The organism is Pseudonocardia sp. P1 (assembly GCF_000178675.2).
Lineage (GTDB): Bacteria > Actinomycetota > Actinomycetes > Mycobacteriales > Pseudonocardiaceae > Pseudonocardia.
The window spans coordinates 1,208,536-1,230,952 of record NZ_ADUJ02000001.1 but is presented as its reverse complement, the minus strand read 5'-3'; the positions used below and the strand labels follow the sequence as shown (position 1 = coordinate 1,230,952).

General features: G+C 73.1%; 20 protein-coding genes, 1 other RNA gene and 1 pseudogene. 16 read left to right on the top strand and 6 right to left on the bottom strand.

Annotation, left to right across the window (positions count from 1 at the left end; genetic code table 11):
• Positions 1–19 precede the first annotated feature (19 nt).
• Positions 20–1,318 carry an FAD-dependent oxidoreductase gene (locus tag PP1_RS05170; protein WP_010227201.1) on the top strand — a complete coding sequence of 433 codons (1,299 nt, stop codon included), beginning with the start codon at positions 20–22 and terminating at the stop codon, positions 1,316–1,318.
• Here the strand turns inward: PP1_RS05170 and PP1_RS05165 are convergent.
• Together PP1_RS05165 and PP1_RS05160 are read right to left on the bottom strand one after the other, a co-directional pair.
• Positions 1,300–2,925 carry an AMP-binding protein gene (locus PP1_RS05165; RefSeq protein ID WP_010227202.1) on the bottom strand — a complete coding sequence of 542 codons (1,626 nt, stop codon included), beginning with the start codon at positions 2,923–2,925 and terminating at the stop codon, positions 1,300–1,302. The two genes, PP1_RS05170 and PP1_RS05165, sit on opposite strands and share 19 nt — an antisense overlap.
• A complete protein-coding gene (locus tag PP1_RS05160; RefSeq protein ID WP_010227203.1) occupies positions 2,922–4,520 on the bottom strand; it encodes an AMP-binding protein in 1,599 nt (532 codons plus the stop codon). The genes PP1_RS05165 and PP1_RS05160 overlap by 4 nt, the downstream gene beginning before the upstream one ends.
• A gap of 110 nt (positions 4,521–4,630) precedes the next feature.
• On the opposite strand from PP1_RS05160, the gene PP1_RS05155 reads away from it, so the two are divergent.
• The 11 genes and pseudogenes from PP1_RS05155 (at position 4,631) to PP1_RS05110 (ending at position 13,087) form a co-directional block, all read left to right on the top strand.
• Positions 4,631–5,281 carry a TetR/AcrR family transcriptional regulator gene (locus PP1_RS05155; protein ID WP_162097270.1) on the top strand — a complete coding sequence of 217 codons (651 nt, stop codon included), beginning with the start codon at positions 4,631–4,633 and terminating at the stop codon, positions 5,279–5,281.
• Positions 5,278–6,078 carry a crotonase/enoyl-CoA hydratase family protein gene (locus PP1_RS05150; protein ID WP_029239367.1) on the top strand — a complete coding sequence of 267 codons (801 nt, stop codon included), beginning with the start codon at positions 5,278–5,280 and terminating at the stop codon, positions 6,076–6,078. Before PP1_RS05155 ends, PP1_RS05150 begins: the two co-directional genes overlap by 4 nt.
• A gap of 56 nt (positions 6,079–6,134) precedes the next feature.
• Positions 6,135–6,543, top strand: an RNA gene (gene rnpB, locus PP1_RS05145) — RNase P RNA component class A.
• A 195-nt stretch (positions 6,544–6,738) separates the two neighbouring features.
• Positions 6,739–7,818, top strand: coding sequence for a hypothetical protein (locus PP1_RS05140; protein WP_139323848.1), 1,080 nt, complete (start codon positions 6,739–6,741; stop codon positions 7,816–7,818).
• 68 nt (positions 7,819–7,886) lie between these two features.
• Positions 7,887–8,228, top strand: a complete 342-nt coding sequence (locus PP1_RS05135) for a phage integrase central domain-containing protein (RefSeq protein ID WP_029239368.1) — start codon at positions 7,887–7,889, stop codon at positions 8,226–8,228.
• Between the two features lie 391 nt (positions 8,229–8,619).
• A complete protein-coding gene (locus tag PP1_RS05130; protein ID WP_249265968.1) occupies positions 8,620–8,955 on the top strand; it encodes a tyrosine-type recombinase/integrase in 336 nt (111 codons plus the stop codon).
• Between the two features lie 104 nt (positions 8,956–9,059).
• Positions 9,060–9,566: a hypothetical protein gene (locus PP1_RS05125; RefSeq protein ID WP_010227207.1), complete on the top strand. Its 507-nt coding sequence runs from the start codon at positions 9,060–9,062 to the stop codon at positions 9,564–9,566.
• A 162-nt stretch (positions 9,567–9,728) separates the two neighbouring features.
• Positions 9,729–10,070: pseudogene (locus tag PP1_RS31540) on the top strand (phosphotransferase); the annotation flags it as partial.
• Between the two features lie 415 nt (positions 10,071–10,485).
• A complete protein-coding gene (gene rox, locus PP1_RS05120; RefSeq protein WP_010227209.1) occupies positions 10,486–11,955 on the top strand; it encodes a rifampin monooxygenase in 1,470 nt (489 codons plus the stop codon).
• A 34-nt stretch (positions 11,956–11,989) separates the two neighbouring features.
• Positions 11,990–12,319, top strand: coding sequence for a DUF1905 domain-containing protein (locus tag PP1_RS05115; protein ID WP_010227210.1), 330 nt, complete (start codon positions 11,990–11,992; stop codon positions 12,317–12,319).
• Between the two features lie 66 nt (positions 12,320–12,385).
• On the top strand, positions 12,386–13,087 hold the full coding sequence (locus tag PP1_RS05110; protein WP_010227211.1) for a hypothetical protein: 702 nt from the start codon (positions 12,386–12,388) through the stop codon (positions 13,085–13,087).
• 15 nt (positions 13,088–13,102) lie between these two features.
• Here the strand turns inward: PP1_RS05110 and PP1_RS05105 are convergent, their stop codons facing one another.
• The gene (locus PP1_RS05105; protein ID WP_075314141.1) at positions 13,103–14,800 is read right to left on the bottom strand and encodes a heparan-alpha-glucosaminide N-acetyltransferase domain-containing protein; all 1,698 of its coding nucleotides are present in this window, start codon (positions 14,798–14,800) and stop codon (positions 13,103–13,105) included.
• A 134-nt stretch (positions 14,801–14,934) separates the two neighbouring features.
• Positions 14,935–15,348 carry a VOC family protein gene (locus PP1_RS05100; protein ID WP_010227396.1) on the bottom strand — a complete coding sequence of 138 codons (414 nt, stop codon included), beginning with the start codon at positions 15,346–15,348 and terminating at the stop codon, positions 14,935–14,937.
• Between the two features lie 75 nt (positions 15,349–15,423).
• Between PP1_RS05100 and PP1_RS05095 the strand changes: the two genes are divergently transcribed.
• The 3 genes from PP1_RS05095 to PP1_RS05085 all read left to right on the top strand — a co-directional run bounded on the left by PP1_RS05095 (position 15,424) and on the right by PP1_RS05085 (position 17,472).
• On the top strand, positions 15,424–16,338 hold the full coding sequence (locus tag PP1_RS05095; RefSeq protein ID WP_060572517.1) for a LysR family transcriptional regulator: 915 nt from the start codon (positions 15,424–15,426) through the stop codon (positions 16,336–16,338).
• 52 nt (positions 16,339–16,390) lie between these two features.
• Positions 16,391–16,912: a hypothetical protein gene (locus PP1_RS05090; protein WP_139323849.1), complete on the top strand. Its 522-nt coding sequence runs from the start codon at positions 16,391–16,393 to the stop codon at positions 16,910–16,912.
• Between the two features lie 65 nt (positions 16,913–16,977).
• Complete coding sequence (locus PP1_RS05085) at positions 16,978–17,472, top strand: hypothetical protein (protein ID WP_075315042.1); 495 nt, start codon at positions 16,978–16,980, stop codon at positions 17,470–17,472.
• Positions 17,473–17,490: 18 nt separating this feature from the next.
• Here the strand turns inward: PP1_RS05085 and secD are convergent, their stop codons facing one another.
• A complete protein-coding gene (gene secD / locus PP1_RS05080; RefSeq protein ID WP_249265969.1) occupies positions 17,491–19,791 on the bottom strand; it encodes a protein translocase subunit SecD in 2,301 nt (766 codons plus the stop codon).
• 136 nt (positions 19,792–19,927) lie between these two features.
• On the bottom strand, positions 19,928–20,305 hold the full coding sequence (locus PP1_RS05075) for a hypothetical protein (protein ID WP_139323850.1): 378 nt from the start codon (positions 20,303–20,305) through the stop codon (positions 19,928–19,930).
• A 207-nt stretch (positions 20,306–20,512) separates the two neighbouring features.
• Here PP1_RS05075 and htpG point away from each other — a divergent pair, with 207 nt between their 5' ends.
• A complete protein-coding gene (gene htpG, locus PP1_RS05070) occupies positions 20,513–22,402 on the top strand; it encodes a molecular chaperone HtpG (RefSeq protein WP_010224438.1) in 1,890 nt (629 codons plus the stop codon).
• Positions 22,403–22,417: the final 15 nt, after the last annotated feature.

Below are 22,417 nucleotides of genomic sequence, written 5' to 3'. Positions count from 1 at the left end.
TACCCGACCGGAGGCCGGCATGCGCGTGGGGATCATCGGGGCGGGTCCGGCCGGGTTGTTCCTCGGGGCTGCGCTCGCCCGGCGGGGGCACGCCGTCGTCGCCGTCGACCGGGACGGCGGACCGGCGCCGGACGGCAGCTGGGACCGGCGCGGCGTCATGCAGTTCCACCATCCGCACGGGGTGCGCGCGCAGGTCGGGGAGGCGCTGCAGGCGGAGCTGCCGGAGGCGTACCGGGCGTGCCTCGACGCCGGCGCCGAGCCGCTGACCTTCGTCCTGCCGGACGGCACGACCATGACCGGCGGGATGCGTGCGCGCCGGGAGACGTTCGAGCGGGCGCTGCGGTCGGTCGCCGTCCGGGAGCCCGGGTTCACGGTGCGGCAGGGCCACGTCGACGCCGTGCTGGTCGACGGCGGGCGGGCCCGCGGGCTCGTCGTCGACCGCGTTCCGGTGCCGTTCGACCTGGTGGTCGACGCGTCCGGGCGGGCGGGCCGGGTGACCCGCGGGCACGCCGGGCCGCCTGCGCTCGCCGGGGACACGGGCGCCGCGTACGTCAGCAGGCAGTACCGCCTGCAGCCGGGCGCCGAGCCCGGCCCGATGGTCAACCCGCTGGCCTGGCAGGCCGACCTCGACGGGTACCAGGTGATCGTCTTCCGGCACGAGCAGGGGATCTTCTCGGTGCTGGTCGTGCGCCCCGCCGGGACACTGCACGGGCTCCGGTACGACGCCGCCTTCGACGCCGCCTGCCGCGCGATCCCCGGGCTCTCCGACTGGACCGACCCGGACCGGTCCGCCCCGATCACCCCGGTGCTGCCCGGTGGGCGACTGCACAACCAGTACCGCGTCCAGCCCGGCATCGCCGGGCTGGTGCTGGTCGGCGACGCCGTCTGCACCACCACGCCGATGTTCGGCCGCGGCCTCGCGACGACGATGATGCAGGCCGTCGAGCTCCTGCGGACGATCGACGAGGACGGCGGGACCGACGGCTTCGGTGCGTGGTGCGACGCGGAGATGCGGCCCTGGGTGGAGGACCACCTGCGCGCCGACGACGGCGCCCGCCGGCTCTGGGCCGGGGAGGACCTCGACCTGACCGGGCCGCTCGCGACGCCGTTCGTCCTGGCCGCCGCCCAGGTCGAACCCCGGATCGGCGAGGTGGCGGGGCCGTTCCTCGGGATGCGGGTGGGGCCGTCCGCCCTGGACGACGTCGAACCGCTGGCCCGCGCCGTCTACGAGTCGGGGTGGCGGCCGCCGCCGGCGGAGGGGCCGACCCGCGACGAGCTGGGCGCGATCCTGGCCGGGGCTCAGCCCGAGCCGGTGTGATAGCCGAGGATCGTGCTTCCTGCGAGCTCCCCGAGGTCGAGATCGTCGATCGCCCGGTCCCGCAGCCGGTACTTCTGGATCTTCCCGGTCGCCGTCATCGGGAACTCGTCGACGAAGAACACGTGCCGTGGCACCTTGTACCCGGCCAGCCGCTCCCTGCAGTGCGCGACGACGGCGTCCGCGTCGGGAGCCTCGCCCGGCCGGACCTCGACGTAGGCGCAGCCGACCTCACCGAGCCGCGCGTCCGGCACACCGACGACGTGGACCTGGACGACGCCGTCGAGCGACCCGATCACGTTCTCGATCTCGGCGGGGAAGGTGTTGGTACCGCCGACGATGAACATGTCCTTGAGCCGGCCGGTGATCATCAGGTTGCCGTCGGGCCGCATCCGGCCCAGGTCACCGGTCCGGAACCACCCGTCGTCGCGGAACATCTCGGGATCGGCGATGCCGTGGTAGCCCGGGGTGACCCGGTGCCCACGGACCCAGATCTCGCCGTCGGTCCCGGTCGACGCCCGTTCGGCGGTCGCCGGGTCGACGACGGCGACCTCGTAGTCGTCGGCGATCGGGCGCCCGACCGTTCCCAGCAACACCTCGTCCGGGTCGTCGAGGCGGGTCGCGGTCGTGACGCCGGTGGTCTCGGTCATCCCGTACATCGTGAGCAGGTCCATGCCGAGGTGCCGGCGGATCCCGCGGACCAGCTCGGGCGGGATCAGCGCCCCCGCGACGAAACCGACCCGGACCGACGCGGTGTCGGCGGCGGCACCCGCCTCCATCGCGGACAGCATCATCACGAAGTGGCTGGGCACCCCGTTCACCACCGTGCACCGCTCCCGGGAGATCTCCTCGAGCGCGCCCTCACCGGTGAAGTGCTCCACACAGACCATCGACGCACCGGTGACCAGGACCGTCATCGTGGACAGGAAGCTGCCACCGACGTGGAAGAACGGGAACTGGGTGAGGATCCGGTCGCCGGCGTGGACGCCCATCACCCCGGCCATGGCGGCGACGTCGGAGAGCGTGGTGTGCGGGTGCCGGGCGCCCTTCGGGAACCCCGTCGTGCCCGAGGTGTAGACGAGGATCAGGTCGTCGGACGGGGTGACCGCGGCGCGCGCCCCGGTGAGGTCCCGGCCCGGGTCGAGGAGATCGGTGTACCGGAGCTCGCCGGGCCCCGGCTCGCCGAGCGTGACGACGTGCCGGAGTGCGGGCAGCTCCGGCATCCGGCCCACCATCGCCCGGAAGTCGATGTCGAGGAACCGGCCCGGGTGCACGAGCAGGACCGCGCCGGACTGCCCGACCAGGTACGCGGCCTCGTCCGCCTTGTAGCGGGTGTTCACCGGGACGGCTGCCGCGCCGAGACTCGCGGCGGCGAGCCAGAGCAGCGTCCACTCGCCGACGTTCGGCAGCCAGATGGCGACGGTGTCGCCCCGCCGCACGCCGAGCCGCTGCATCCCGCCGGCGAGCGCGTCGACCTCGTCGCGGGCCTGCGCCCAGGTCCAGCGACGGTCGCCGTGCACCTGGAAGGGGGCGTCGGGCGTGCCGGCGGCGACCCGGGCCAGCTGGTCGTACACCGTGGGCCCGTAGGCCGGTCCCTGCGTCGTGCTCACGCGAAGTACCCCGCGTGCTTCTCGCGCAGGACGTTCTTCTGGATCTTGCCGGTCGAGGTCTTCGGCAGCTCGTCCAGCACGAGGACGGCCTTCGGGATCTTGTAACCGTCCAGGTGGTCGCGCAGCGCCGTGCGCAGCTCCTCCGGATCGAGATCGGCGCCCGCCACCGGTACGACCACGGCCGTGATCGCCTCGCTCCAGCGTTCGTGCGGCAGTCCGACGACGGCGACCTCCTGGACCCGCGCGTCGGCCGCGTAGAGCGCGCGCTCGACCTCCAGCGAGGCAACGTTCTCGCCACCCGTCTTGATCACGTCCTTGTACCGGTCGTCGAACCAGAGGACGCCGTCGTCGTCGAAGTGCCCGACGTCGCCGGAGTGGAACCAGCCGTGCGCGAACGCCGCCGCGGTGGCATCGGGATCGTCGAGATACCCGTTCATGGTCTGCGGCCCGCGGTAGACGATCTCGCCGGACTCCCCGGTACCCAGCAGCCTGCCCGCGGTGTCCATCACCGCCACCTCGGTGTTGACCGTCGGGGTGCCGACGGCGCCCGTGTGCGTGAGCTGGTGCTCCGGCCGGAAGATCGTCGTGACCGGGCCCATCTCGGTCTGGCCGAACATCAGCGAGAAGTCGCACCCGAGGACGTCGATGGCTCTGCGGAGGTCCTCGTCGGGCATCGGCGCCATGCCGTAGACCGCCAGTCGCAACGAGCCGACCTCGCGCTCGGACACCTCCGGGTACTGCATCACCGCCCGGTACATCATCGGCAGCCCGAACAGCACGGTCACCGACTCGGACTCGATCGTGTCCAGCAGCCCACCGGCGTCGAAGCCGGGCAGGAGCACCATGCAGGCGCCGACCGCGACGGCCGGTGTGCAGAACAGGTTGAGCTGCCCGGTGTGGAACATCGGCATCATGCAGGCTATGCGGTCGTGCTCGGTGAACCGCCACTCGATGGCCAGCGTCAGCGAGTTGACGTGGCACGCGAGGTGGCTGCCCAGCACGCCCTTGGGCTTCGAGGTCGTGCCGCTGGTGTAGAGGCACTGCACCGGATCCCGGTCCTCGACCAGGACCTCCGGCGGCTCCGGTGCCCCGGAGGCCAGCAGCTCGTCCAGCCGGCGGACGTCGCGACCGGCCACCGGTCCCACCGGGCCGTCGCCGAACACGATCACATCGGTCACCCCCGGCGACTCCTCCAGCGGTTCGGCCGCCGCGGTGAGCAGACCACCGGCGACCACCATCGCGCGCGCGGCGGAGTGGCCGAGCACGTAGGCGATCTCGCCCGAGCGCCAGCCCAGGTTCACGGGGACGAGGACCACGCCGATCTTGGCGCAGGCGTAGTGGACCACGAGGAACTCGGCGCAGTTCCCGGCCATCAGGGCCAGGCGGTCGCCGCGCCGGTACCCGTCGGCGAGCAGGGCGTTCCCCACGCGGTTCGCCCGCTGCTCCAGGTCGGTCCAGGTCCAGCGACGGTCGCCGTCCACGACGGCCGGCCGGTCCGGATACCGCCGGGCCGTGCGCGTCAGCGCGTCGCCCACGGTGACCCGGGTGATCAGGTTCTCCCGTAGTGCGTCCGTACCGGTCGGTTCCTCGCTCATCCCGCGCCTCCACCACGCCGTAGGGCCATCTGATGGACAGCATTGCAGTCACATGAACGTTGTTCAATCTCTTGCACGCGTGCTATCAATTCCGGGTGGACGGAGCGGTGGTGACCGACGATCCGGCCGGTGCCGCGGAGCGCCGACGGTCGGCCGAGCAGGCGTTCAAGCGGGAGTGGCTGGTCGAGTCGGCACGCGCGGTGTTCGCCCGGGAGGGCATCGCCCGGAGCTCGATGCGGGAGATCGCGAAGAACGCCGGCTACACCGTCGGCGTTCTCTACAACTACTTCCGCAGCAAGGAGGAGCTCTACGCCGAGGTGCTCCGTGGGTCGCTCGCGACGGTCGCCGACCGGATCGCCACGGCGACCGACGGTGCACCGGACGGGCAGCGCGCCGCGGCCGGTCTGCGGGCGATGTACGGCTTCTACCGGGAACGACCCGGCGACTTCGACCTCAGCTTCTACCTCTTCCAGGGCGCTCGGCCGGTCGGTCTCGACGCCGAGCTGGACGCCCGGCTGAACGCCCTGGTCGAGCGGGTGATGGACGAGCTCGCCGCCGGGCTCGAGGCGGACCGCCTCGCCGTGCCCGGTACGGCGCGCTCGCACGCCGTCCGCGCCAGCTCGGCCGTCTTCGGGGTGATCCTCATGGCGCACACCGGACGGCTCGGGTCGCTGGGGGAGGAGCCGGACACGGTGCTCGACGCAATGGTGGACGACCTCCTCGGCCCGCGGGCCGGGGGTGACGAGGAGACGGCACGATGACGGTACGGGTGGAACGGGACGGCCCGGTCACGACGGTGGTGCTGAGCAGGCCGGAGGCGCGCAACGCGGTCGACACCGAGCACGCACAGGCGCTGGTCGACGCGTTCACGGCGTTCGAGGCGGATCCGGAGCAGTCCGTCGCCGTGCTGTGGGGCGAGGGTGGGACCTTCTGCGCCGGTGGCGATCTCAAGGAGGTCCAGCGCACCGGTGCCGAACTCTGGCTGAGCGACATCGACTTCCCCGACGACGACACCGCCCCGGCTCCGAACGGGCCGATGGGCCCGTCCCGGCTGGAGCTCGGCAAGCCGGTGATCGCGGCAGTCTCCGGTGCCGCCGTCGCGGGCGGGATGGAACTCGCCATGTGGTGCGACATCCGGGTCGCGGAGCAGGACGCGTTCTTCGGCGTCTACTGCCGTCGATGGGGCATCCCCTTCCTGGACGGCGGCACCGTGCGCCTGCCGAGGCTGGTGGGCCAGGGCCGCGCGGCGGAGATCCTCCTGACCGGACGGACCGTCCCGGCGTCCGAGGCACTGTCGATCGGCCTGGCCGAGAAGGTCGTGCCGACCGGCGATGCGCGGGCCGAGGCCGAGGCGCTGGCGCAGGAGATAGCCCGCTTCCCGCAGGACTGCGTCCGGGCGGACCTCCAGTCGCTGCACGGCCAGTACGGCAAGCCGGTCAGGCAGGCGCTGCGGGAGGAGTTCGTGAGCGGTCTCGCCGCCATGGCCGACGAGGGAGTCGCCGGAGCCGGACGGTTCGTCGGAGGCCGGGGCCGGCACGGGGACTACGCCCGGATCTGATCGACCCGGCTCGGCGTCGGGCTCCCCGGGCGGGGGGCTAGACTCGTCGGCGCGGACGAGTCGGTCGGGCGACCGCGTCGGGACCTCCGGGTCCCGCCGAGGAAAGTCCGGACTCCACAGGGCAGGGTGGTTGTCAACGGCAACCCGGGGAGACCCGCGGGACAGTGCCACAGAGAACAGACCGCCTCCGGGTCCGCCCGGAGGTAAGGGTGAAACGGTGGTGTAAGAGACCACCAGCATCCCGGGCGACCGGGATGGCTCGGTAAACCCCACCTGGAGCAAGGTCGAGAGGCCGGACGGTCACCCGTGACCGTGCGGCTGCGCAGGCGTTCGAGGGCTGCCCGCCCGAGCCTGCGGGTGGACCGCTGGAGCCTGCCGGCGACGGCAGGCCGAGATGGATGGTCGCCGAACGGAGCACCGCGAGGTGCCCGGGAACAGGATCCGGCTTACAGACCGACTCGTCCGCCCCGCTCTCCCTCATCTGCACCGAGGGGGCGGCGGTCGCGCGCGTCGGAACTGTCGGTGGTGGGTGCTTCACTAGTAGGTGACTGCTCATCGCCTGGGTGGGCAACGGTTCGCCTGGAGGTGCCCGTGGCCATACGCGCCACCGAGGTGAGGTCTGGCAAGGAGATAGATCTCGAACGAGCACACGAGCCGGAGATGGCGGAGCTGCTGTCGGAACTACATCGCAAGACGACCTCGGGCGATCGTCCGATCGATGATCGATTCGTGCTGGAGTGCCGGGAGCACGACCAGCCCGGTCAGCCCTTCCACGGTGCCTGGGTCTACCTCCGTCTTGATCCGTACAAGCGGTGGATCTTGGCCCACTTCGACGCCACCATGGGCGAACACAAGGCGAGCCGCATGACGGACCAGCACCGCTGGCAGCAGGACTACTGGATGCGAGCGGGCTCCGACGCTGGACACGCGGTCGAGCCGGAGAAGCCGATCCCAGGGGCGAAAGTCGATGTACTGATCGAAGGGTCCGTCAAGATCGGCGTCGAAGTCCAGCACAGCGGCATGAGCGAGCAGACCGCGAAGGCGAGAACGTTCAAAGCAGCGCGCAGCGGCATCACGAGGCTTTGGTCGGGCGACAGGCCGGTTGGACCACCGAAGTGGGCTTACCGAGTGCCGACGGTCCTGACTAACGAGCTGCCGCACGGCTTCGCCCCGCGCGGCTCCTGGACCGTCGTCAACGGGCTACGGCAGCTGCACGAGTTCAAGTGCGCACGACCCTGGTTCCACGACACCACGGCGCAGGGATTCGGGGGCGTATGCCCCCACACAAGGCGCCCCCGCCCCTGCGGGCAGTGGCACCCGAAGTTCTTCCCCCTCGGTGGTTACAGCGTTGATGACGTGGCAGAGCAAGCGCCAGATGGCGGCCTCGTTCCGATCGAGGTCCCACTCGGCATGAGGCGGATCAAGGCGACGTACATGGTGCGGGCGAGGGACGCCGCACGGTTCGCCGAGATGGCGGCGGGGACATTCATCGACCCGGATCCGGTCGCCCGAGGAGCTAGCGAGCGCGACGTGGTCGGGCCGATCGGCTCATGCACGGCTGACGTCGAGCGTCGGCTGAAGGAGCTGATTCCGCAGCAGCAGAGCCGGATCGACACGCAATATCTGGCACTCGATCACACGAGCGCGTGCAGATACTGCGGCGAACCGCTCCGGGAGGTGGCGGTGCGGCAGGGCATCCGGAATCACCTCCGTTGCTGGCAGGAGTCTGGGCGCCCCTGAGCGGGTGCGGGCCGGCGTGGCCGGCCCCGCACGCCGCCGAAGGCGGCGCTCTTGACCCGGAGGGCCACGTGCGCAGCAGGAGCTTCCCGGATCGTCGCAAGCGGGCGGCCGACGAATTCTTGATCAGCATGGAGAGCGACAAGAGCCACGGCAGGTACATCGACCCGAAGGCTGGCCGGATCACCTTCGGCGACTACGCCCGCCGCTGGCTGGACTCCCAGACGTTCGAGGCGTCGACCCGCAACAGCGTGACGTGGCGGCTGAACGCCCAGATCCTCCCGTTCTTCGAGCGCCGCGAGCTGGGCAACATCACACCCACCGACGTGCGGACGTGGATCCGCGGCATGCAGGACCGGGGCGTGGCGGACAGTTTCCAGGCCGGTGCTTCGCGCACGTCTCGTCGATCCTGAACGCAGCCGTGGACGACCGGCTTATCCGGGAGAACCCGGTGAAGGCCCGTTCGGTGGTCCGGCCGAAGCGTCCGCCGGTCAAGGTCGTGCCGTGGTCCCGGTCCCGGGTGACGAAGCTGCGGCTGGCGATGAAGGACCGGTTCGAGATCTTCGTCTTGCTCGGCGCGGGGTGCGGGCTGCGCCAGGGAGAGGCGTTCGGCTTCTCCCCGGACGACATCGACCGGGAGGCGGGCGTCCCGCACGTCGTTCGACAAGTGCGGCTCGTGGACAGCCGTCTCGTGTTCGCGCCGCCGAAGCGCAACAAGACCCGCGAGGTGCCGATGCCGCGCAGCGTCCTGCGCCTGGTCGACGAGCACGCCGAGCAGTTTCCGCCGGTCCCGGTGACGCTGCCATGGCGCACCCCGGCCGGGAGATCCGGTCACGGCCCGGCTCCTGTTCACCGACGAGCGCGGGGGACCGTTGCGCCGCAACCACTTCAACGAGAGTGTCTGGGCGCCCGCCCGGAAGGCGGCCGGAGTGGAGAACCCGACCCGGCAGGACGGGCACGCACGCGCTGCGCCACTACTACGCCTCGGTCCTGCTGGACGCGGGGGAGGGCGTCCGGGCGCTGTCGGAGTACCTGGGTCACCACGATCCCGGCTTCACGCTCCGGACCTATACCCACCTGATGCCGTTCAGTTCGGCGCGGACCCGCCGCGCCATCGACGCCGTATTCGTGACCGGGTAGTGGCATACCCCTACATGTAGGGGTTACATTGATGTTGTTCTCGCAGATATGGGCGTGGAACGAGCAGGGGTGGCCCCAGCACCCCCGCAAGGAGGGTCTTCGACATGGCCAAAAAGGGCTTCAAGGTCAACAAACGCGATATCGACCGTGCCGCTCGCGAGGTCAGCAAACAATGGCGGCGCTCGGCCGCCAAGCACATCATGCCGATCTCGCTAGACGTCGAGCCTGGCAACGCCCCGGTCGCGCCGGGTGGCAGCATCAACAACTTCTACGGGCCAGTGAACAACAGCGGCCAGATGGCCGTCGGGATCTCCGGGCCCGTGGATCAGAGCCGGTGGCAGGGTGATGCGCCGATCGCGAACGCCGATGGTCTGCGGGAGTGTCTCGTCCTCCTCCGCGACCAGCTCGACGGTCTCGGACTCGATGAAGACAGCCGGGCCGCGGTGGAGGAGTCAACGACCGAGGTTGAGAACGAACTGGACGACGACGAGCCGGATCCGGGGAAGATTCGCCAGATCGTGGGTCGGGTGCAGCAGCTGATCACAACCGGGGCAGCGGCAGGGACGCTGACGAAGCTGATCGTGGATGGGCTCGGCGCCGCGCTCGGGTAGTGGTGCGCACGGCCCGGAGACGACCCACGGCGCATAGCGGGTCTCTGACCTGGAACGACCTACATCCGGCTTACAGACCGACTCGTCCGCCCCGACTTTCCCCACCCGCGACGTCGCGGAAACCGCTCGTGCCCGGAATCCGGATCGAGCATTCTCGGCCGGATGCTCCGTGACGAGATCGATGCCGCGCTGGCGACCCGGCTGATCGAGGAACAGTTCCCGCAGTGGACCCACCTGCCGGTCGTCGAGGTCGACGAGAGGGGGTGGGACAACCGCACGTTCCGCCTCGGGGCCGAGTTGACGATTCGCCTGCCCAGCGCGGAGAGGTATGCCGCTGCGGTCGCGAAGGAGCTGACGTGGCTGCCATGGCTGGCGACGACGCTGCCGGTCCCGATACCCGTCCCGATCGCCGAAGGGCGTCCCTCGTCGGACTACCCCCGGCCGTGGTCGATCCGCAGATGGATCCCAGGGAGGACCGCGTCGGCGACGGACGTGGGAACCAGTACCCGGTTCGCCGAGGACCTGGCCCGGTTCCTCCGTGCACTGCGTGTGACCTTGTGCCGACGTGGACGCTCTTTTGGGGTGAGGCCCGAGAGATCTTCCGCGTCACCGTGGACGCGTCGGAGGAGACGTGGGCCCGCGCGCGCGGCTGGGCGTTGTGGAAGGCGGCAATCACTGCGGCGACCGATGGGGGGATCGGACCGACCTGCGAGCCGCTTCAGACGATTTCTGCCGTCATCAAGGACCATTACCGCGGTAGGACGGAGCGGTCGTCTCCTCCGTGACCAACGTATAGCGCACCCCCCGTCTTGCGGCAAGACCCGGTCCGACCTGCACACTCTCCGCCGTCCACCACGCCGGTGCGGATCACGACGATCCGCACGGCGATCGGTGGGGACATCGACGGAACGGGGGGTCCATGGTCGACGTCGTCATCGCCGGAGCCGGGCCGACAGGTCTGATGCTGGCCGCCGAGCTGCGCCTGCACGGCGTCCGCACGCTCGTCCTGGACCGGGACGCGGAGCCGACGACGGTCGTCCGTTCGCTCGGCCTCCACGCGCGCAGCATCGAGGTGCTGGACCAGCGCGGGCTGCTGGAACGGTTCCTCGAACACGGCACGCAGCACCCTGTCGGGGGCTTCTTCGCCGGCATCACCGCACCCGCGCCCGCGGATCTCGACACCGCGCACGCCTACGTCCTCGGCATCCCGCAGCCCGTCACCGACCGGCTGCTCGCCGAGCGCGCCGTCGAGCTCGGCGCCGAGATCCGGCGCGGCGAGGAGCTGGTCGGCCTCACCCAGGACGACGACGGCGTCACCGTCGAGCTGGCCGGTGGCGCCCGTGTGCGGGCGGGCTGGGTCGTCGGCTGCGACGGCGGGCGCAGCACGGTCCGCTCGCTGCTGGGGATCGGGTTCCCGGGGGAGCCGTCGCGGACCGAGACGCTGATCGGCGAGATGGAGGTCGCCGCCGACCCGGAGACCGTCACCGCCGTGGTCACCCGGGTCCGCGAGACCCAGAAGCGGTTCGGGCTCGGACCGCTCGGCGACGGGGTGTACCGCGTCGTGGTGCCCGCCGAGGGGGTGTCGGAACGGGGCGCGCCGCCGCCGACGATCGACGAGGTCCGTCGCCGGCTCCGCGCGGTCTCGGGCACCGACTTCGGGGTGCACTCGCCGCGCTGGCTCTCCCGGTTCGGCGACGCGACCCGGCTCGCCGAGCGCTACCGGTCCGGCCGGGTGCTGCTCGCCGGCGACGCGGCGCACGTCCACCCGCCGACCGGTGGGCAGGGGCTCAACCTCGGCATCCAGGACGCGTTCAACCTCGGCTGGAAGCTCGCCGCCGAGGTCGGCGGCCGCGCGCCGGACGGGTTGCTGGACACCTACGGTGCCGAGCGCCGCCCGGTCGCCGCCGCGGTGCTCGACAACACGCGTGCCCAGATCGAGCTGATGTCCCTGGAACCGGGGGCGCAGGCGGTGCGCCGCCTGCTCGCCGAGCTGGTGGGCTTCGAGGAGGTGAACCGCCACCTCACCGAGAAGATCATCGCGATCGGGATCCGCTACGACCTCTGCGGCGGCCACGACCTGGTGGGACGCCGGATGCGGGACCTGCAGCTGGACCGGGGCCGGCTGTACGAGCTGATGCACGCCGGCCGCGGCCTGCTGCTGGACCGCACCGGGACGCTGCCGGTCGCCGGGTGGGCCGACCGGGTCGACCACGTCGTCGACGCCGGGGCGCCGGGTGTGCCCGACGTGCTGCTGCGCCCGGACGGTCATGTGGTCTGGGCGGGGGAGGGCTCCCACGCGCTCGACGCCGCGCTGGCCCGGTGGTTCGGGCCCGCCGCGCCGGAGCCGGTCGCGGCGGCTCCGGGTCGGGAGCAGCGGCCCGCGGACTGACGGCCCGCGCCCGCGTGCGCGGGAGTACCGTCCGATGTGGCCCCTGAGGGCCCGCACCGGCGAGGGGAGCACCGCGGTGGACGTCACCGGCGAGATCGTCCACTGGCGTGGCCCGTCGCCGTTCCACTTCGTCCGGCTGCCCGACGAGCTCGCGGCGGAGGTCGCCGAGGTCAGCCGGGACGTCACGTACGGCTGGGGCATGGTCCCCGTCGACGCCGCGATGGGCGCGACCCGCTGGACGACGTCGCTGTTCCCGAAGAACGGCGGGTACCTGCTCCCGGTGAAGGACGTGGTCCGGCGCACCGAGGGCGTCGACGTCGGGGACGTGGTCACGGTGTCCATGGAGATCCGCGTCCGCCGCTGACCCCGCACGGGTATCCCCGGCCCTCCCTGCTCGTTGGACCGGACGATCACGGGTCGAGGAGGACACATGCGTCGTGCGCGCCGGAACGGACTCGTCGCGGCGGCCGCGCTGGCGGCCCTGCTGGCGGGGGCCTCGCTGCACCCTGCTCTCGCGGTGGACCCGTTCGGGCCGTCCGGAACGGTCACCGTCACGCCCACGGCGTCGAACCAGTTCGCGGGGACGTTCGACCGCGGCGCGGGCAGCCGCGAGTTCACCTCGCGGTACGGCGCCCCCGCCGACGGCGGCAGCGGTGCCCTGGAGCTCCGCACACCCGGCGACGGCGACAAGGTCCAGTTCGTCACCCGCGAGGTCGGCGGGCCGCTGTCCCGCTTCGCCACCAGCAGCTACCAGGCGTTCCGCTCACCGGAGTCGTCGACGGACGCGATGCCGTCGTTCCAGATCGCCGCCGACATCGACGGCGGCGACCTCGGCCCGCAGGACCTGCACCTGCTGACCTACCTCCCGGATCCGGCGCCGGTGGGCCGCTGGACGCGGTACGACGTCGGCTCCGGCACGTTCTGCCTCACCCGCCAGATCGGCGCCGCCGACGCCTACCGCGAGTGCGCGGACGGCGCGCCGCAGTACACGCTCGACGAGATCATGGACGCCCATCCCGGCATCTCGGCGTACGCGGCCGGGGTGAACCAGGGTGCGGGGAACGCGGGGCTGGTCTCGGCCGTCGACCTGATCACCGTGGGCAGGCGGACCTACGACCTCGAACCCGGCTGACCGGGGCCCGCGGGCCTACGCGCAGCCGGTCTCCTCGAACGCGTCGACCGCCGCCTGCGCCGTCTCGACCGCGGCGGGATCCGGGGCGGTGGCGCCGGTGACGCCGGCCTCGGCCCGTGCGTCGTCGGCGAGCAGGGCGACCGGGCCCGCGACCGGGGCGGGGGCCACCCGGGCCATCTCCGTCGCCGTGTCCGCGGCGTCCCGGATGGCCTCCGGTGCGGGGTCCTCCTCGGTGTCGAGCAGGGCGGAGTACCGGACGGACAGCGCGCAGTACCGGGCGGCGTCCGGGCCGGCCGCGTCCGCGGCGTCAGGATCGGCGGGCGCGCTCCCCGTCACCTCCGGACCGGCGGCGGGGACCGGGGCCGTGCTCCGGGTCCAGACCCCCAGGCCGAGCGCGGCGACGAGCACCACGACGGCGGCGGTCCCGGCGGCCACCCGGGTCGCGGCCCGCGCTCCCACGGACAGCCCGGTCGACGGCGTGCGGGCCGGGCCCGCCGCGACGGCCCGGCGGGCGGCCGTGGCAGGCACGGAGACGAGCTTCTCCAGCGGCCCCTGACCGAGCAGGTGGCGCCAGAGCAGCGCACCCAGCAGGGCGCCGACCGCCATCGCGGTGAACAGCAGGGTGGGGTCGTCGGACCAGATGCCCGTGGCGAGCAACACGAGGTGTGCGCAGTACACGGTCAGTGCCATGCTGCCCGCCGCAGCGAGCGGCGAGAGCATCCGCCGCACGATCGGCACCCGGCTGAGCAGCAGCGAGGCGCCGAGCACCGCGGACGCCGAGCCGAGGGTGTGCAGCAGGTCGACCGGGGTGTGCGAGTGCGGTGCCGGCAGCGCGAGGTGCCACCACGACGTCAGCGGCTGGTTCTCCTCCCACAGCAGCGTCGTCGCGGCCCGGGCGGGATCGTCGGCGCCGGAGCCGCGCACCAGCGCGTCGAGCCCGCCGAGGACGTCCAGCAGGTACCAGGACACCGCGCGCGCCGTCACGGCGAGCGCCAGCCCCCCGCCGAGCAGCCATCCCGCGACCCGTCCCGACGACAGGTCGAGCCGGCCGACCGCGAGCCCGGCGGTCAGGTAGGCCAGGTAGACCACCACCGGGTAGGCGCCTGACAGGAGGAGCTGCACCAGGAGCCCGAGCGGGTCCAGGAGCAGGGTGACGAGCGTCGGGTCGTCCTCGCCGGCCAGCGGCAGCTCCGCGGCGGACGTCGTCATCAGCAGCACCGGGCCGAGGGCGACGATCGCGGCGGTGACCGCGGCGAGCGCGCGTGGCCCCAGCCCCAGCAGCGGGAGCACCAGGACGAACAGCAGGCCGTAGACGGGCAGGATCCCCCAGATGCCGTTGAGGGGCGACAGCGTCCCGACGACGAGCCCCAACGCGAGGACGACGCCGGCGCGGACCAGCAGCCCGGCCGAGGCGGCGAGGCGTGCCCGGCCGTGCACACCGTCCCGTCGACCGGACAGGAAGGCCACGCTGACACCGGCGACGAACACGAACGTCGCCGCCGACCGTCCGGCGGCCACCACCGCGGCCGTCGTGGGGTCCCCGGCGTCGGTCGCCTGCGGCAGCGCGTGCGTCGCGATCATCCCGAGCACCGCCGCGCCGCGGGCGACGTCGACACCGGCCAGGCGTGGCCGCCGCCGGGCGTCGGGGACGGGCAGCGGGGCCGTGACCTCCGGTCCCGCGGTCCGTGCGGTGACTGCTGCTGGCGACGGCATGGCGCATCTCCCGGAAGCTCGCCGAGCTCCGCCGGTCGGCGGTCACCGTCGACGGTGGCAGCGTCGGGGCACCGTGTCGGTCGGGCTGGTACGAGGCCGTGCGGGGGACAACCCCACTTCCGGGAGCAGGCCGGTCAGCTCACGCAGAACTCGTTGCCCTCGGGGTCGCGCAGGGTGGTGTTCACCGGGCCGCGGTCGGAGGTCACCCACGCCACCTCGGCGCCCAGGGCGACCAGCCGCTCGATCTCCGCGGGCGCGGCCTCCGGCCCGACCTGCAGGTCGAGGTGCACCCGGTTCTTCGCCGTCTTCGGCTCCGGCACCCGCTGGAGGAAGAGGCGCGGGCCGGGGCCGCGGCAGGTGGCGACGTCACGGAACGCCGTGCGGTCGCCGTCGGTCAGCACCTCGTCGTCGGTGAGGTGCCCGGCGGCGAGCAGCCCGGTGACGATCTCGGTGTGGTCCTCGACCTCGTACCCCAGGGCCGCCGCCCAGAAGCGGGCGAGGGCGTGCGGGTCGGTGGCGTCGAGGGCGATCTGCAGGGTGGGAGTCATCCGCCGATCCTGGCCTGGATCGCGGACAGGAACAGTCCTCGTCAGAGAGTGCGGTTCTTCCATAGGCTGACCGCTGTGCAGTACGACCTCACCGACCTCCGGCTGTTCCTGCACGTCGTCGCCGAGGGCTCCATCACGGCGGGGGCGGAGCGGGCGAACCTGAGCCTGCCGTCGGCGAGTGCGCGGATCCGCTCCCTGGAGCGGCACGCGCGGATCGGGCTGCTCGTCCGCGGCCGCCGCGGGGTCCGCACGACCCCGGCGGGGATGGCACTGGCCCGGCACGCCCGCGACGTCCTCGACCGCGCGGCCCGTCTCGACGGCGCGATCGCGTCCTACGCCCGGCCCGCGTCGGCGCCGCTGTCCCTGCTGGCCGGCAGCTCGGCGATGCACGGCCTGGTGCCGCGCGCGGTGACGACGTTCCTCCTGGCCCACCCGGACGCCGACGTCGACGTCACGGTCCACCGCAGCGTCGAGACCGCCCGGCGGCTCGTCGACGGCGAGGCCGATCTGGGCATCGTGCTCGACGACGTCGCGGCCGGTTCGGGGCTGGCGGCCGAGCCGCTGTGCGACGACTCACTCGTCGTCATCGGCCCGCCCGGCGGGGTGCTCGACGGCCGCGACGCGATGACCTACGCCGAGGCTGCCGAGCACCCGATGGTGGGGCTGCAGGCGGCGGCGCCGTTCCAGGTCGCGCTGACCGGGCACGCGGGGCCGTCCGCCCCGGTGCCGCGGTACCGGACCCGCACCGTCGACCTCCGGACGGTCGTCGCGCTGGCCGAGGCGGGCGCCGGCCTGGGGATCGTCCCGCGCCGCGCGGCAGCGGGCCCGGCCCGGCTCGGGCGCCTCGAGGTCCGTGACCTCGCCGAGCCGTGGGCGCGGCGCGGCCTGTCGCTGTGCTGGGGCGCGGCGCTGGAGCGCGGGTCGCCGAGCTGGCCGGTCGCGTCCGCGCTGGCCGACCACATCCGAGCCTCTGCCGTACCCGAAGGCTGACCGCGCCGATTCCGCATTGTGGCCGGCCACGGCGCCGCCGATCCTCGTCAGCATGGACCTGATCACCAGCCCGGACGCGGACCCGGTGGAGCGCGCACTCGGCACCGTCCGGCGGGTCGCCGTGCCGGTCGCGGTCGGGCTTCTCGTCCTGGTGGCGCTGCTCGCCGGTCAGGCCGCCGAGGACGAGGTCGCCGCTCGCTACGACGCGACCCGGACGACGGCGACGGTCCTGCACACCCGGCCCGACGCCGGCGGCGCCCCGGTGCCGGTGACCTGGAACGACCCGCGCGACGGCATCCGGGTCGCGGACGTCGCGGTCGGCGAGGTCGCGACCGCGGGACGCACGGTGACGCTGTGGCTCGACGCCGACGGCGAGCCGACCACGCCGCGCTGGCTGGCCGAGGCCCGCACGGCGGGGGTGCTGCGGACGGCGTCGGTGCTCGTCGCCGGCGGGCTGCTGGTGCTGCTCGCCGACCGGTGGGCCCGGTCGGTGGGCCGGGGGCTCGCCGCCGAACGCCTCGACCGGGAGTGGCGGGCCGCGGAGCTCCGCTGGCGGGAGCACCCGGCGGGCTGACGGCCGGGGAACTGTCGGGGGTGTCCCGCATCATCCGGTCCACGCAGCGGCGACCGGGAGGAACGATGACCGACACCCAGCAGGACGACCGGCACGACATCGTGATGGCGGGGATCGGGGCCGCGGTGGAGGCGGGGCACGCCGGTGACACCGCCACGGCCCGCGCCCGGTTCGACGCGCTCTGGGCCCGGGTCGGCGAGCGCGGCGACCCGCTGCACCGCTGCACGCTCGCGCACCACGCGGCCGACGTGCAGGACGATCCGCACGCGGAGCTGAGGTGGGACGAGCGGGCGCTCGCCGCCGCCGCCGAGCTGACCGACGACCGCGCCCGGGCCCACCACGCGTCGCTGCAGGTGGCGGCCTTCTACCCGTCGCTGCACCTCAACCTGGCCGACGTGCACCGCAGGCTCGGCGCCGACGGCCCGGCCCGCGAGCACCTCGCGCTCGCCCGCGCCCGGACCGGTGCCCTTCCGGACGACGGGTACGGCCGCATGATCCGGGCCGCGATCGAGCGCTGCGGGGAGCGGCTCGACCGCGGCGACCGGTCGGCCGCGACCTGACCCGGCATGGACCGGGGGTCAGACCACGGCGCCGTCGGCGTTGCGGGTCCGGGCGCGGTCGGCCCGCGACGGGTTGCGGCGACCGGCCTTGCCCACCGGCTGCTTGTCCTTGCCGGCCCGCGGCGGCGTCCCGCCCCAGCGGCGCTCCAGCAGGATCGCGACCGGTCCGGCGACCACGATGGTCGAGATCGTGCCGACCACGATGCCGATGATCAGCGCCAGCGCGAAGTCGGCGAGCGTCGCCCCGCCCAGGAGCAGCAGCATCACCAGGATCATCAGTGTCGAGACGCCGGTGTTCACCGTCCGCGGCAGCGTCGAGAGCACGGCCGACCCGACGACCCTGTGGAACGGGTCCTTCGCCCGGCGGGCCCAGTGCTCGCGCACCCGGTCGAACACCACCACCGTGTCGTTGACGGAGTAGCCGATGACGGTGAGCAGCGCCGCGAGGAACACTCCGTCGAGGGTCCGCCCGGTCCAGGCGAACACTCCGACGACGACCAGCACGTTGGCGAGCAGGGCGGCCACCGCACCGGCGCCGAGTGTCCACCGGAACCGGAAGGCCAGGTAGAGGAACTGGGCCGCCAGCGCGACGCCGAGGGCGATCAGACCGCCCCGCGCCAGCTCCTCGCCGAGGCTCGGGCCGATCATCTCGTCGCGCAGGACCTCGGCCCCGCCACCGGCGGCGGCGACCGAGTCGCGCAGGGCCGCGACCTCCGCGTCCGCCAGTTCACCGGCCCGCAGGCCGACGGCGCCGTCCCCGGTCGTCGTGACCTGCAGGTTCGGGTACCCGGCGGCGGTGACGGCCTCCCGGGCCTGCTCAGGGGTGATCGGGTTCGTCGTCGTGAACTCGACGAGCCGGCCGCCGGTGAACTCGACCCCGAGCTCCAGCCCGCGCACGAACAGCCCGCTGACCGCGACCACCAGCACCACACCGGCGACGGCGAGCACCTTCGCCGCGTTGCGCAGGAAGCCAGGGTCGCGCGCCTCCAGGCGCTGCCGCACGGGCCCGATCGCCGCGATCCCGGTGATGCGGGGCCGCCTGCGGACCGCGGGGATCCGCAGCACCGCCAGCGTCAGCAACCGGGACAGCACCAGCGCCGAGAACAGCGAGACGACGACACCGATGACGAGCGTGACGCCGAAGCCCCGCACCGGGCCCGACGCCAGCCCGAACAGCAGGACGGCGGCGAGCAGCGAGGTGACGGCGGCGTCCCCGACGGCGGACAGCGAGAACCGGTAGCCGTTCTCCGACGCGCGTTCCAGGCGTGGCCGGGCCGCGTACTCCTCGCGGGAGCGTTCGGCGATCAGCACGTTCGCGTCGACGGCCATGCCGACGGCGAGGACGAAGGCGGCCAGGCCGGGCAGGGTCAGGGTCGCGCCGAGTCCGGTCTGCACCGCGTAGGCGGTGAGCGCGTAGCCGCCGAGCGCGACGACGGCGACGACCCCGACCAGGCGGTAGACGACGATCAGGAAGACGGCGGTAAGCGCCGAGCCGATGATCGCGGCCCAGGCGCTCGCGGAGATCGCGTCGGCGCCGAGCGTCGGGCCGACGGTCCGCTGCTCGATGATCTCGACCGGCACCGGCAGCGCGCCGCCCTCGATGAGCACGGACAGCTCGTTCGCCTGCTCCTGGGAGAAGTTGCCGGTGATCGTCGTCTGCCCGCCGACCATGCCGACCTGGCAGGCGATCGAGGGGTCGACCTGCGGGGAGGAGATCACCTGGTCGTCGAGCACGATCGCGACGCGGCGCTGCGGGTCGCCCGGCGGGGCGCAGGCAGCCTGCCCGGTGAGCGCCTGCCAGCGGCCGGGGCCCTCGCCGTCGAAGCCGACCTGCACCTCGAACCCGACCGACTGCTGCGACGGCACCGACTGAGCCGAGGCGATCATGTCGCCCTGCAGCGCGGGCGGCCCGAGCTGCAGCGGCTGGCCCGTCTCGTCGGCGGTGGGCGCGGCCTCCGGGGCCCCGGTGCCGAGCACCGGGTGCATGGTCAGCTGGGCGGTCCGGCCGAGCGTCTCGGCGGCCTCCGCCGGGTCGGTGAGCCCGGGGAGCTCGACGATGATCCGGTTCTCCCCGGAGCGCGTCAGCGACGGTTCGGCGACACCGAGACCGTCGACGCGGCCGCGGAGCACCTCGAGCACCCGGTCGGTGGCCGCGGCGTCCGCGGGCACCTCCTCGGTGTCGCGGGTCTCGAGCACGATCTGGGTGCCGCCGCGCAGGTCCAGGCCCAGGGTGGGCGCGGTGGTGAGCGCGACGACGGCGGACACGGCGAGCACGGCGAGCGCGATCATCACGCGCCACAGGACGGGGCGTTGCTGCACGGGATTCCTCGGGGCTGCGTCCCGGTCACGGGACGGGGGAGCGGACGGGCGGGAGCGGGGGCCGGGTCGCTGCGGGACCGTGGTCCGCGGCGGGGCACGGGCGCCGGTCGGCGGACCGGCGAGGGGTACCGGCCGGTCAGGCCGCGGGCGGTCCGCGCGGGGTGGAGGCCGAGGCGTGCCCCGGATCGAGGCCCGTGGTCGCGCTCCGGTCGGTCGCGGGCCCGGAGGCCGCACCGGCCGTGACCGGCGGCGGCGCCAGGACGAGCGCGTCGAGCACCGGGCCCGGGGGACCGGGCGGGGCCGCGTCGTCGGCGGGCAGCGGGCCGCCCGGGACCGGCCGCGCGGCGAGTGCGGACTGCGGTCCGGCCGTCGCCGGGGCGGCGTCGCTGCCCACCGAGGCCGGGACCGGGTCCGCCCATGCCGTCGCGGGGCCCGCGACCGGCGCCAGGACCGCGACCAGCGACAGCAACAGCACGGCGGCCAGGCGCCGTGCGGGAGTGCGGGTCGGGCTCACGTCCGGTCCGTCCGGTTCGAGGGGAAGCTGCGGTTCGTCCGCGACGGTACCGGCGCGCGGCGCGGCCGGGTCGGCCCGGGCACCGGTGGCACCGGCGGCACCGCCGGGCGGGCGCCGCGCCCGGGAGGGCCGGGGGGTGCGTTCCCCGGCCGCCCGGCACGGCAGAATCGGGCGGTCCGACCGCATGGCAGCCAGGAGGGAAGAGACGTGAGCACCGAGACGATCGAGTTCCAGGCGGAGGCCCGGCAGCTGCTGCGGCTCATGATCCACTCGATCTACTCGAACAAGGACGTGTTCCTGCGCGAGCTGATCTCGAACGCGTCGGACGCGCTGGACAAGGTGCGTCTCGCCGCCTACCAGGACAAGGAGCTCGGGGCGGAGACCGACGACCTGCACGTCGAGCTCGTCGCCGACCCCGGGGCGCGGACCCTGACCGTGCGCGACAACGGCATCGGGATGACCCGCGACGAGGTCGTCGAGCTGATCGGCACCATCGCGAAGTCGGGCACCGCCGAGCTGCTGGCAAAGCTGCAGGACGCCGGGGACGGCGACCAGGCCCGCGACCTGATCGGGCAGTTCGGCGTCGGGTTCTACTCCTCGTTCATGGTCGCCGACCGGGTCGAGCTGACCACCCGCAAGGCCGGCACCGGCGGCGGGGTGCGCTGGGAGTCCGACGGCGAGGGCTCGTACACGATCGCCGACGTCGACGACGCCCCGCAGGGCACGGCGGTGACACTGCACCTCAAGGCGTCCGACGCCGAGGACCAGATGCACGACTACGCCGACCCGGGCGTGCTGCGCCGCATCGTGAAGACCTACTCGGACTTCATCACCTGGCCGGTCCGGATGGCCCCGGAGAAGGCGCCGGACACGGAGTCCGAGTCCGAGCCGGAGCCCGAGACCCTCAACTCGATGAAGGCGCTCTGGGCGCGGCCCCAGAAGGACGTCTCCGGCGAGGAGTACGCGGAGTTCTACCGGCACGTCAGCCACGACTGGCAGGAACCGCTGGAGACCATGCGGCTCGCCGCCGAGGGCACCTTCGAGTACCAGGCGCTGCTGTTCCTGCCGCAGGTCGCGCCGATGGACCTCTACATGCGCGACGCCCGCCGCGGCGTCCAGCTCTACGTCCGGCGCGTGTTCATCATGGACGACTGCGAGGCGCTGGTCCCGGAGTACCTGCGCTTCGTCAAGGGCGTCGTCGACGCGGCCGACCTGTCGCTGAACGTCTCCCGCGAGATCCTCCAGCAGGACCGGCAGATCTCCGCGATCCGCCGCCGCCTGGTGAAGAAGGTGCTGTCCACGATCGGCACCCTGCGCGACGAGCAGCCCGAGAAGTACGCGACGTTCTGGGAGCAGTTCGGCCGCGCGCTCAAGGAGGGCCTGCTCTCCGACGCCGACAACACCGAGACGATCCTCGGGGTCTCCTCCTTCGCCTCCACCCACGCGACCGACGGGCCGACCACCCTCGCCGCGTACACGGAGCGGATGCAGGAGGGCCAGGACGCCATCTACTACATGACCGGGGACTCGGCGTCGTCGATCCAGTCCTCCCCGCACATGGAGGCGTTCCGGGACAAGGGCTACGAGGTCCTGCTGCTCACCGACCCGGTCGACGAGGTGTGGGTCGACGGCGTCGAGGGCTTCGACGGCACGCCGTTCCGCTCGATCGCCAAGGGTCAGGTGGATCTCCAGTCCGACGAGGACAAGGAGAAGGCCGAGGAGCAGCGCACCGAGTTCGCCGGGCTCTGCGAGTGGATGACCGGCGTCCTCGAGGAGGAGGTCAAGGAGGTCCGGCTGTCGTCGCGGCTCACGACCTCGCCCGCGGTGCTGGTCGGCGACGAGTTCGACATGACCCCGACCCTGGAGAAGATGTACCGGGCGATGGGGCAGGAGCCGCCGAAGGTCAAGCGGATCCTGGAGCTCAACCCGTCGCACCCGCTGGTCACCGGGCTGCGCGACGCGCAGGCCGCCGGGACCGACGCGAGCGAGACCGCCGAGCTGCTGCACGGCATGGCGCTGCTCGCCGAGGGCGGGGAGCTCGCCGACCCGTCCCGGTTCGTGGGGCTCCTGGCCGGACGGCTGGAGCGCACGCTCTGACCCGGTGCCCGCTGT